Here is a 10,996-nt window from a genome sequence, read left to right as displayed (position 1 = left end):
GGTCCGGGCCGCCGGTCGGGTCTGCCGGGTCCGGGTGAGATAGCGGGTGGCCTCGTCGTCCAGCAGCACCGTCACCCGCTCCAGCAGGTCCTCGCGGGCCTTTCTGGCCAGCGTACGGACGGCCTGGTCGCCGAAGATCGCCTGAAGCACCGCCTGACCGGCGAGGGTGGTGCCGGCCCCGGTGGCGACCTCCAGCCCGGTCGGGATGAAGGCGGTGGAGGCGAAGACAGCGATCATCACGGCCAGTCCGGTGGCGTTTACCGCGTACGCCGCCGTCCGGGCCACGAAGCGTCGGTCGCCACCTTCGGCCCGGACCAGCTCCAGCACGCCGCGCTGCCAGTCGCGCACCAGCCGCTCGGCGCGCTGCGGCAGGTCGGCGGCGTGGTGCGCCAGGTCGGGTTCGAGCAGGGCCGCGCCGGCCGGGTGCGCCTTCCAACCGGTGTACGCGTGCTCGGCCGCCTCGGCGGCCACCCCGCGCAGCAGGGTGACCAGTTGCGACTCGATCGCGTCGCGCAGCTCGACGGCGGGGGCCGGACGGCGGGAGAAGGACGCCATGACACGGTCCCGTAGCCGGCCGATCCGCGCCTCGAGGGTGCGGAAGAGGTCGCTGGTGCCGACGAACTCCTGCCAACGGGCGAGCACCTCGCCACGGAGCAGTCGACCGTCGCGCAGCCCCTGCTCGACGGTCCGGTGCGCGGCCCGGTACGCCGCGCGTACCCGGTCGTCCAGCGCGTCGGCGGCGGTGACCTGCTCGTCGACGGCGAGGGCCAGGCTCTCGACGGTGGGTTGCAGCAGGGCCAGCGCGCCGCCGAGGGTCTGCCGGACCACCGCCGCACGGGCCTCCGCGTCGGCGGCGAGCCGGGCGAACCAGTCGGCCAGCGGTGCGGTGCTGCGGCCCGGTAGCAGCCCCTGCCCGTCGATCCAGGTCTCCGGGAGCACGAACAGCGGCGCGGCGTCGAGGCCCTGCTCGGCGAGCATCTCGGCGAGGTGGGCGGCCACCTCGTCGGTCGCCTCCGCGGGCACCCGGTTGAGCACCAGGGCGAGGACCGCACCCCTGGCCCGGGCGTTGTGCAGCAGCTCCCAGGGGACGGCGTCGGCGTACCGGGCGGCGGTGGTGACGAAGAGCCAGAGGTCGGCGGCGGCGAGCAGCTGGCTGGCCAGGGCCCGGTTGGCGTCGACCACCGAGTCGATGTCGGGGGCGTCCAGGAACGCCAGCCCCGGGGGTAGCGCCGGGGCGGTGACCAGGTGCAGGGTGCGGGGATCGTCGCCGGGCTGGTTGGTGCGGGTCAGCCCGGGCAGCAGCTCGCCCCGGCGGAACCAGGCCGAGTCGGCCGGGTTGCAGACCAGTACCGGCGACCGGGTGGTGGGTCGCAGCACGCCGGCCGCGCTGACCCGGGCCTGCACCAGGCTGTTGACCAGGGTCGACTTGCCGGCACCGGTGGATCCGCCGACCACCACGAGCAGCGGTGCGTCGAGGCGGGCCAGGCGGGGCAGCAGGTAGTCGTCGAGCTGGTCGGCGAGGGCGGCGACGGTGCGTGCGGCCAGCTCGGCCGAGGGCAGGGCCAGCGGGAACCGGGCCGCCCCGATCGCGGCGCGCAGGCTGGTCAGGGCGTCTGGCAGAGTGTCGTCCCCGGTGGGCGCGGGCCGGTCCTCGCCGGCGCCGGTGGACCCGGTGCGGGCTGCGACGGCGGGCGCGCCGGACGGTGAGGCGGAATCGCCGTGCGTCGTCACCGCTAAAGCGTGCCCGACCGACACAAGGTAAGACAACCGGTCGGTAGGACTGGTGGGTTGCGTCGATCCGACTCAACCTTGACTTGACGATTTCCGAGGGCGTGGCACTATTGAGTCAAGTTCACTCAACTTGAGGTGGGGTCGCTGCGGACGGCAGGTGCCGCGCAGCGGGACGGGAGGGCCCGTCACCTGCTCAACGTAACGAAGCGAGGAAGCGAAGATGGCACGTGCGGTCGGTATCGACCTCGGCACGACGAACTCCTGCGTCAGCGTTCTGGAGGGCGGTGAGCCCACCGTCATCGCCAACGCTGAGGGCTCGCGGACGACCCCGTCGATCGTCGCGTTCGCCCGTAACGGCGAGGTGCTCGTCGGTGAGGTCGCCAAGCGCCAGGCGGTGACGAACCCGGACCGGACGATCCGCTCGGTCAAGCGGGAGATCGGCACCAACTGGTCCGTCGACATCGACGGCAAGAAGTACACCCCGCAGGAGATCTCGGCCCGGACGCTGATGAAGCTCAAGCGGGACGCCGAGGCCTACCTGGGCGAGCAGATCACCGACGCGGTGATCACCGTCCCGGCCTACTTCAACGACGGCCAGCGTCAGGCCACCAAGGAGGCCGGTGAGATCGCCGGCTTCAACGTGCTGCGGATCGTGAACGAGCCGACCGCGGCAGCCCTGGCGTACGGGCTGGACAAGGGCTCCAAGGAGCAGACCGTCCTGGTCTTCGACCTCGGTGGCGGCACCTTCGACGTGTCGCTGCTGGAGTTGGCCGAGGGCGTCATCGAGGTCAAGTCGACCAGCGGTGACAACCTCCTCGGTGGCGACGACTGGGACCAGCGGATCATGGATCACCTGGTGAAGACCTTCCGGGGCGAGCACGGCATCGACCTGTCGCAGGACAAGATGGCGATGCAGCGGCTCAAGGAGGCCGCCGAGAAGGCCAAGATCGAGCTGTCCGCCGCCACCACCACCAACATCAACCTGCCGTACATCACCGCCGGGGCGGCCGGTCCGCTGCACCTGGACGTGACCCTCAGCCGGGCCGAGTTCCAGCGGATGACGCAGGACCTGCTGGACCGCTGCAAGGGCCCGTTCGAGCAGGCCGTGAAGGACGCCGGGATCAAGGTCTCCGACGTCGACCACGTGATCCTCGTCGGTGGCTCGACCCGGATGCCCGCGGTGACCGACCTGGTCAAGCAGCTCACCGGCAAGGAGCCGAACAAGGGCGTCAACCCGGACGAGGTCGTGGCGGTGGGCGCTGCCCTGCAGGCCGGCGTGCTCAAGGGCGAGGTCAAGGACGTCCTGCTGCTCGACGTGACGCCGCTGAGCCTGGGCATCGAGACCAAGGGTGGCATCTTCACCAAGCTCATCGAGCGCAACACCACCATCCCGACCAAGCGTTCCGAGGTGTTCACCACCGCCGACGACAACCAGCCGTCGGTGCTGATCCAGGTCTTCCAGGGCGAGCGTGAGATCGCCGCGTACAACAAGAAGCTCGGCACCTTCGAGCTGACCGGCCTCCCGCCGGCCCCGCGCGGCGTGCCGCAGATCGAGGTCACCTTCGACATCGACGCCAACGGCATCGTCAACGTCCACGCCAAGGACCTGGGCACCGGCAAGGAACAGAAGATGACGATCACCGGCGGCTCGTCGCTGCCGAAGGACGACATCGAGCGGATGCGCCGGGACGCCGAGGAGCACGCGGAGGAGGACAAGCGCCGCCGCGAGGAGGCCGAGACCCGCAACGTGGCCGAGGCTCTGCAGTGGCAGACCGAGAAGTTCCTCGCCGAGAACGGTGACAAGCTCCCCGCCGAGAACCGCGAGAAGCTCAACGAGGCCCTCGGCGAGCTGCGTGGCGCTCTCGGTGGCAGTGACATCGAGAAGATCAAGTCGGCGCACGAGCGGCTCGCGCAGGTCTCCCAGGAGGCGGGCTCGCTGCTCTACGCCCAGCAGGCCGAGCAGGCCCAGCCGGGTGGCGAGGCCGGCGACGGTCCGGCCGACGGTGCCGGTGCGGCCGGTGGCGCGCAGGCCGGTGGCGCGCGGCCCGGTGCGGACGACGTGGTCGACGCGGAGATCGTGGACGAGGACAAGAAGTGACGGTCCTGGCCACCCGAGCGCACGGGCAGAGGGATGAGGTAGTCGTATGACGGAGAAGCCACGAGCCGCCGACCCGGGTGATACCGGGTCGGCGCCGGGTGGCTCGGCGTCCGAGCCGGCCACCGGCGACGCGCCGCGGGTCGTCATCCGCAACAACCGCAAGATCAGTGAAATCCGTGAACCGGACGGCACGGCCGCCGACGCTGGGCCGGACGTGCCGGCGGAGGGTCTGGTCGAAGAGGCCGAGGTCGTGGTCGACTCGATCGAGGTCGAGGCGAGCGCACTGAGCGACGCGTCCACCGAGGGGCCACCGGTCGTGGACGCGCCGGCACAGCCGGTCGGGGAGCCGTCCGAGCCGGCCGCCGGCGGGCTGGGTGCCGAGCTGGAGGCGCTCCGCGCCGAGCTGGACGAACGCACCCGCGACGTGCAGCGGGTGTCGGCCGAGTACGCCAACTACCGCAAGCGGGTCGAGCGCGACCGTGGCCTGGTGACCGAGCAGGCGACCGGGTCCGTGCTCGCCGCGCTGCTGCCGATCCTGGACGATCTCGACCGCGCTCGGGAGCACGGCGACCTGGTCGGCCCCTTCGGTTCAGTGGCCGAGCAGCTCGTCACCGCGCTCGGCAAGTTCGGGCTGACCCCGTTCGGTGAGCAGGGCGACCCGTTCGACCCGACGCGGCACGAGGCGGTGGCCCACCAGACCTCGGCCGACGTCACCGAGCCGACCTGCGTACAGGTGATGCGTCGGGGCTATCAGGTCGGTGAGCGACTGCTGCGGCCCGCGCTGGTCGCGGTCGCCGACCCGGAATAGTGCGCGACGGTGACCTGGCCGCCCCGCCCGCCGAGACCCGGCGGGCGGGGCGGACCGGGCCCGGCGGTGGGGAGGAGGTGTACGGGTGAGTTCGAAGGACTGGATCGAGAAGGACTACTACGCGGTCCTGGGCGTGGCGAAGGCCGCGCCGGCTGATGAGATCAAGAAGGCGTACCGCAAGCTGGCCCGCGAGTCGCACCCGGACCACAACCCCGGTGACGCCAAGGCCGAGGAGCGTTTCAAGGCGGTGTCCGAGGCGTACGCGGTGCTCGGTGACGACGCCAAGCGCCGCGAGTACGACGAGATGCGCTCGTTGTTTGGTTCGGGCGCGTTCCGGCGTGGTGCCCGGCAGGGCGGCCAGCCGGGCGGCGTGCCGTTCGACGTCTCCGACCTGTTCGGTGGCGCGCAGGCAGGTGGCGGCCGGTTCGCCGGTGGCAACATCTCCGACCTGTTCAGCTCGATCTTCTCCGGCGGCGGGGGTGCGGGCGCGCCCGGTCCGGCCCGGGGCCGGGACATCGAGACCGAAGTGGCGCTCGACTTCGACCACGCGGTACGCGGCGTGACCCTGCCGCTGACGTTGCGGGCGCCCGGTGTCTGCGACACCTGCCACGGCAACGGTGCCAAGCCCGGCACCGTGCCACGCACCTGCCCGGTCTGCCACGGCGCCGGGGTCACCAACCGGAACCAGGGCGCGTTCAGCTTCTCCGAGCCCTGCCGCAACTGTCAGGGCGTGGGCACGGTGGTGGACGAGAAGTGTCCGGAGTGCCAGGGCACCGGCGGGGTCACCAAGACCCGTACGCTCAACGTCCGCTTTCCCGCCGGGGTGGCCGACGGCCAGCGGATCAGGCTGGCCGGCCGGGGTGAGCCGGGTGAGCGCGGCGGCCCGGCGGGTGATCTGTTCGTGCACGTGAAGGTCCGGCCGGACGAGGTGTTCGGGCGCACCGGCGACGACCTCACGCTCACCGTGCCGATCACGTTCGCGGAGGCCGTCCTCGGCACCGATCTGCGGGTACCGACGCTCGACGGTCCGGTGACCCTGCGGGTGCCGCCGGGTACGCCGAGCGGTCGCATCCTGCGTGCCCGGGGCAAGGGTGTCAGCCGCCGGGACGGCCAGGCCGGTGACCTGTTGGTCACCCTCGACGTGGTGGTGCCGGCGGGGATCTCGGACGAGGCACGGGCCGCTCTGGAGACGTTCGCCGAGCAGACCCCGCCGGCGGCCCGGGAACATCTCGACGCGCGGGTGCGTCGGTTCGGTTGATCGGTGAAGCGGTGCGGAGGTGAACGGGATGGACGGGTTCGTCGGCTCGGATGACCCGGCATACGAGGCCAAGGTGCTGATGATCTCGGTCGCGGCGCGGATGGCGGGGATGCACCCGCAGACGCTGCGCCAGTACGACCGGCTCGGCCTGGTGCAGGCCGGCCGGGCGGCCGGTGGTGGTCGGCGGTACAGCGTCCGGGACGTGGTGCTGCTGCGCGAGGTGCAGCGGCTCAGCCAGGACGACGGCGTCAACCTCGCCGGGATCAAGCGGATCATCGGGCTGGAGCGACTGCTGGAGCAGGCGCAGCAGCGGGTCGCCCAGCTGGAGGCCGAGCTCGACGCCGCGTACCGCCGGATGGCCGAGCTGGAGTCGTTGGCCCGCTTCCCCGGCCGCGATCTCGTACCCACCAACCAGACCTCGACCGCCCTGGTGGTCTGGCGTCCCCGACGCAGCCCCGGGCGCTGACGCCCGCCATCGCCGAAAGGGTGTGGCTCCGCCTGGCGGAGCCACACCCTTTCCGCGTGTCCGCCGACCCTGCGCTGCTGGTATTTCCGCAAACCCGAGCGCCGGACGGGTTGTCCCGACTAGCCTTCAGAAATAACGTCTAAACCAACTCAATCCGGACTCCGATCTGGCGGGGGGAGCCATGACGGAAGCGGCGAGGAAGGTGGCCGAGCAGACGGAGCAACGCCTCGACGACCTGGCTGAGAGCGTCCAGCACCGGTTCGACCGGATCACCAAGGGACGTCTCTCCGGCCAGAGCAAGGCGGACAGATCCGTCGACCGGGGCGCCACGGAACGCGGCCGGGTCGGTCGTGGTGCCGGCCAGGTGCGCAGTGACCAGCACCGTCGTGAGCGGGGCGGGTCGCGCTGACGATCCGCCGACGTGCGGGCCGGGAGCCACGGGGGGTCCCGGCCCGTTCGGCACGTTCAGAGTCGGCGATTCTCCCGGACCAGCCCACCCTCGCACCACTCCCGGTACACGAAGAGCTCCGGCCGGGTTAGCAGTACCCGGCTGTTGTGCGCCCAGGTACGCATCAACTCGTCGCCGTTGCGCTCGGCCTGGTCGACGAGCTTCCGGAAGCGACGCTTCGGGTGTGCCCGGAAGTTCGTCCGGATCCCGTCGGCGGCGTAGATGTAGAGGCAGTGCAGCGCGAACCGACGCGCCGGACAGCGGGTGTCCATGGCGAGATCGAACAGCGTCGTCACCAGCCGGTCACCGGAGACCAGCAGGTCCCAGTCCGGCGGCATCGACGTCAACGGGACCGAGTCGGGTTGGTAGGCCCACGCTCGCAACTCCGCCGGGCTCGGATCGACGGGGTTGGCGAAGCCGTGGAACGCTGACTCCTGCACGCTCACCGGCCAACCTTCCGCTTCCGCCCGCGGGGACGTGCGCCCACCGGGAACCTGGCTGCTGGGGCGACACGTTAACGCGGTACCGGTGAGTACCGGTAGACCCTGCGGGAAGCAATTCGGCATCTGTTGGTCGACGGGGGCCGTCCGGACGGTCTCACCGGCCGGTGAGCGGTCACGCCCGGTCGGCCACCGGTGCCGGTCGCGCCCGTTGGGCCCGGGCCCGCGCCCGCAGCCACTGCTTGAACCAGCCCAGATCCGGCAACCGGGCAAGCATCGGCCCGGTCACCACCGTGATCAGTACATACGCCGTGGCGAGCGCCGCCAACTGCGGATCGACGCCGCCGGCGGCCACCGCCAGCCCGGCGATGACGATGGAGAACTCGCCCCGGGGCACGAGTGCCAACCCGGCCCGCCAGCGTCCCGGCTCGGCGATCCCGGCCCGCCGGGCCGCCAGGTAGCCGGTCAACGTCTTCGTGCCCATCGTCACGAAGGCGAGCAGCAGCGCCGGCAGCAGCACCGGCGGGATGCCCCGAGGGTCGGTGACCAGGCCGAAGAAGACGAAGAACACGGCGGCGAACAGGTCCCGCAGCGGAGTGAGCAGTTCGGTGGCGTGGTGGGCGACCGGGCCGGACAGCGCGATGCCGACCAGGAACGCGCCGACCGCCGCCGAGACCTGGAGCTTCGCCGCGATGCCGGCCACCAGGAGGGTCAGCCCGAGCACACCGAGCAGCAGCGCCTCGGCGTCGTCGGCCGACATGAGTCTGGAGATCTGCTTGCCGTACCGGACGGCGACCACAAGGACCGCGATGACGGTCACCACCGCGATACCCAGGCCGACGCCGCCCTTCGCCACACCCACGCCGGCCAGCAGGGCGGTCACCAGGGGCAGGTAGAACGCCATCGCCAGATCCTCGATCACCAGCACCGAGAGGACCACGGGTGTCTCTCGGTTACCGAGCCGGCCCAGGTCGGCGAGGATCTTGGCGATCACCCCCGAGGACGAGATCCAGGTGATCCCGGCGAGCACCACCGCGGACACCCAGCCCCAACCGAGCAGCAGCGCGAAGGCCGCCCCCGGCAAGGCGTTGAGCAGCGCGTCGATCAGCCCGGCGGGCGCGGACGCCCGCAGGTTGCCGACTAGTTCGGTGGCCGAGTACTCCAGGCCGAGCATCACCAGCAGCAGGATCACGCCGATTTCCGCGCCGACGGCGAAGAATTCCTCGCTGGCGTTGAGTTCCACGATGCCGCCGTGGCCGAAGGCGAGTCCGGCGAGCAGGTACAGCGGGATCGGTGACAGGCCGATCCGGCGGCTGAGCCGCCCGAGCAGACCGAGCAGGAACAGCAGGGCGCCGACTTCGACAAGCAGGGTCGTGGTCTCGTGCATCCGCGCCTCAGCCGTCCGGATCGCCGTCGGCGAGGATGGCCGTCACGGCGTCGAGGCCGTGACGGGTCCCGACGACGACCACCACGTCGCCCGCGGCGAACCGGAACGATGGAGCCGGCGAGACGTTCACCTCGCCGTTGCGCAGCACGGCCACGATCGAGGCGCCGGTGCGGGTCCGGGCCTTGGTGTCCCCCAACGGCCGGTTGACGTACAGCGAGGAGGCCGGAATGGCGATCTGCTCGGTGAGCAGCCCGGCGGCCTGCTCGCGTAGCCCGGAGAGTTGGCCGAGCATGAGCGACGCGCCGAGGATGTCGGCCAGCGCCTCCGCCTCGTCATCGGTGAGCGGGATGTCCGCCGCGCTGGCGTCCGGGTCGTCCGGGTCGTACAGGACAAGGTCCCGGCGGCCACTGCGATGGGAGACCACGCCCAGGCGACGGCCGGACTCCGTCACCAGTTCGTGGCGGACACCGATCCCCGGTAAGGCAGTCTGTTCGACACGTACTCGCACCCCGGCAACGCTACCGGCACGCCGCCGGACGTACGGAGCCGGCGCAGCGGGTACGACACGCGCGACGGCCGCCTGACGGCTCAGCCGAACTCGGTGAGCCGGCAGGTCAGCGGGGGCCGGTCAACGCGGCTCACGGTCACCGCGACCAGGCAGCCCCGCTCGGGGTCGAGGACGATCCGCAGCCTCCGACGGTCCGGCAGGGCGAAGCCGTTGTACGGCGACGGTTCGTTACCCAGCGGGCTGGCGTCGATGTGGACCAGGCCGGTGGCGTCCGGCTCGGTCACCGCCGACACCACGACCCGGGACAGCAGGTCCACCGGGCGGAGCAACTCCACCAACCAGGCGTCCACGACCGCCGGCCACGAGTAGAAGTACCGGGGGTCGTCCCGCGAGTCCTCCTCCGGCACCGGGGAGCTGAGCTGCTCGCCGTCGCCGCTCACCTGCACCAGGTGCCGGCCGTCGCAGCGGCGGTGCACCTCGCCGTCGGCGTCCCTGACGGTGTACGACCAGCGCAGCAGGCCGGGAGCGGCCAGCCGGTGCTCGGACAGGTGCTGGACGGTGCCGTCCGGCCCGGTCGTGCCGACGCTCGCGGTCGCCGACGCCACCGCGTCACGGGTCACCAGGGACAGCCACCTCGTCACGTTGATCTGCATGCCGTCCCTCCATCTGGTCGACTCTGACCACCCATGATGCCGACACGACGGGCACCTGCTCGGTGGAACTGCGACCAACGAGTACGGGCCAGGCAGCGTGCACGACCCAGTACCCGCCCGCTTCGACGTCGAGGGCCACATCTACCTGGGCCGGCCGGTCACCGCCACCGGTGCGCGAGCAGGACGCGGCCGGGGTCGAGTAGCCGCAGATCGTCTCGGTGCCGGCGTCCTCGTCCGGGATCCCGTCGGCTCCCGTGCCGGGATAGCGGTAGAGGACCACGCGGGACGGCAACTGTGCTGTCCCGAACTCCATGGTCACTCGTCGGGTCGTCCCGGTGAGCCGGGCCGCGGGCCAGTCGACGTGTCGTGGCGGGCCGGTGACCGGACCGCCACGAGCCGACCAGTCCACCATGATTCTTCGTAGTGGCTCTCGTCGTGCCCCGGCGACGAGGCTCAGTGCCGGCGGCTCCAGCGGAGCGGTGAGCAGCGCGTCGGACAGGTAGGGGGTGTCGCCGTCCTGGCGGGTGCCGCCGGTCGGCCCGTCGCTCTGCCCGGGCGCCGGACCGCAGCCCGTCGCGCCGAGCACCATGACGGCGGCCGTCACCGCGCTGGCACACGCGATGACGGCCCCGCGCCACGGATACGTTCCCGGTCGGGAATCAGTTGTTGGAACCACACTGAATCTCGTCGTCGTTCTCTTCGTAGGCCGCGGCGCTCACCGGCTGTCCGTTGAGAATCCCACTGCCGAATCCTTCGGTCCGCCACCGGTGCCAGGAGCCGTTGTCGCAATTGACGTCAACGGTCACCCGAACACGCCAAGCAGTTTTCGGACCGGTCGTCTTGGTCTTCATGTGTTCCCAGCCGTACCAGCGGGAACGGTAACTCTTGCCGGTGATCGTGTTGTTGGCGATCGTGTTGCCCTGGCAGAAGGACTCGACCCTGGTGTGGATCTGGTTGTCGGTGGTGTAGGACGCGTGTGGCAGGTCGACCCGTACGCCGCAGTCACCGGCGGCGGCGAGGGTACGCCCCTGTTGCTGGTACGCGGCCTGGCCCCGTGCCGTGAGGGCGGTCGACTCGTCCTTCTCCGCGGCGTGCGCGGCGTTGGCCGTTCCGGCCACGGTTACCACCGCCATCGCGAAAACACTCGCGACTCGCGTCGTCACGCGCATGTGCCCCGTCCTTTCGGGAGTGGTTGAGGT

At 71.2% G+C, this 10,996-nt stretch carries 12 protein-coding genes; 5 read left to right on the top strand and 7 right to left on the bottom strand.

Annotated features, from left to right (window positions below; all coding sequences use genetic code 11):
* Positions 1-1,731: GTPase domain-containing protein (locus ENC19_RS09295; protein WP_164446730.1), on the bottom strand; the 1,731-nt coding region annotated here is incomplete at its 3' end.
* A gap of 220 nt (positions 1,732-1,951) precedes the next feature.
* Between ENC19_RS09295 and dnaK the strand changes: the two genes are divergently transcribed.
* The 5 genes from dnaK (at position 1,952) to ENC19_RS09270 (ending at position 6,770) form a co-directional block, all read left to right on the top strand.
* Positions 1,952-3,829, top strand: coding sequence for a molecular chaperone DnaK (gene dnaK, locus ENC19_RS09290; RefSeq protein WP_164446729.1), 1,878 nt, complete (start codon positions 1,952-1,954; stop codon positions 3,827-3,829).
* A gap of 46 nt (positions 3,830-3,875) precedes the next feature.
* On the top strand, positions 3,876-4,637 hold the full coding sequence (gene grpE, locus ENC19_RS09285; RefSeq protein ID WP_164446728.1) for a nucleotide exchange factor GrpE: 762 nt from the start codon (positions 3,876-3,878) through the stop codon (positions 4,635-4,637).
* Positions 4,638-4,722: 85 nt separating this feature from the next.
* A complete protein-coding gene (gene dnaJ, locus ENC19_RS09280) occupies positions 4,723-5,895 on the top strand; it encodes a molecular chaperone DnaJ (protein WP_164446727.1) in 1,173 nt (390 codons plus the stop codon).
* Between the two features lie 28 nt (positions 5,896-5,923).
* Positions 5,924-6,361 carry a heat shock protein transcriptional repressor HspR gene (locus ENC19_RS09275; RefSeq protein WP_164446726.1) on the top strand — a complete coding sequence of 146 codons (438 nt, stop codon included), beginning with the start codon at positions 5,924-5,926 and terminating at the stop codon, positions 6,359-6,361.
* A 181-nt stretch (positions 6,362-6,542) separates the two neighbouring features.
* A complete protein-coding gene (locus ENC19_RS09270) occupies positions 6,543-6,770 on the top strand; it encodes a hypothetical protein (protein WP_208020834.1) in 228 nt (75 codons plus the stop codon).
* A 56-nt stretch (positions 6,771-6,826) separates the two neighbouring features.
* On the opposite strand, the gene ENC19_RS09265 is transcribed toward ENC19_RS09270, so the two are convergent.
* The 6 genes from ENC19_RS09265 to ENC19_RS09240 all read right to left on the bottom strand — a co-directional run bounded on the left by ENC19_RS09265 (position 6,827) and on the right by ENC19_RS09240 (position 10,930).
* Entirely contained in the window at positions 6,827-7,255 is a 429-nt protein-coding gene (locus ENC19_RS09265; protein ID WP_164446724.1) for a hypothetical protein, read from the bottom strand.
* 169 nt (positions 7,256-7,424) lie between these two features.
* On the bottom strand, positions 7,425-8,636 hold the full coding sequence (locus ENC19_RS09260; protein ID WP_164446723.1) for a cation:proton antiporter: 1,212 nt from the start codon (positions 8,634-8,636) through the stop codon (positions 7,425-7,427).
* A gap of 7 nt (positions 8,637-8,643) precedes the next feature.
* Positions 8,644-9,144, bottom strand: a complete 501-nt coding sequence (locus tag ENC19_RS09255) for a cation:proton antiporter regulatory subunit (protein WP_164446722.1) — start codon at positions 9,142-9,144, stop codon at positions 8,644-8,646.
* Between the two features lie 80 nt (positions 9,145-9,224).
* Positions 9,225-9,797 carry a hypothetical protein gene (locus ENC19_RS09250; protein ID WP_164446721.1) on the bottom strand — a complete coding sequence of 191 codons (573 nt, stop codon included), beginning with the start codon at positions 9,795-9,797 and terminating at the stop codon, positions 9,225-9,227.
* Positions 9,754-10,401 (bottom strand): hypothetical protein, encoded by a 648-nt coding sequence (locus ENC19_RS09245; RefSeq protein WP_164446720.1) that lies wholly within the window; start codon positions 10,399-10,401, stop codon positions 9,754-9,756. The genes ENC19_RS09250 and ENC19_RS09245 overlap by 44 nt, the downstream gene beginning before the upstream one ends.
* 55 nt (positions 10,402-10,456) lie before the next feature.
* Entirely contained in the window at positions 10,457-10,930 is a 474-nt protein-coding gene (locus tag ENC19_RS09240; RefSeq protein WP_164446719.1) for a hypothetical protein, read from the bottom strand.
* Positions 10,931-10,996 lie beyond the last annotated feature (66 nt).

This window comes from Verrucosispora sioxanthis (assembly GCF_010560025.1).
Classification (GTDB): Bacteria; Actinomycetota; Actinomycetes; order Mycobacteriales; family Micromonosporaceae; genus Micromonospora; species Micromonospora palythoicola.
This window is presented reverse-complemented; position numbering and strand designations above follow the sequence as displayed.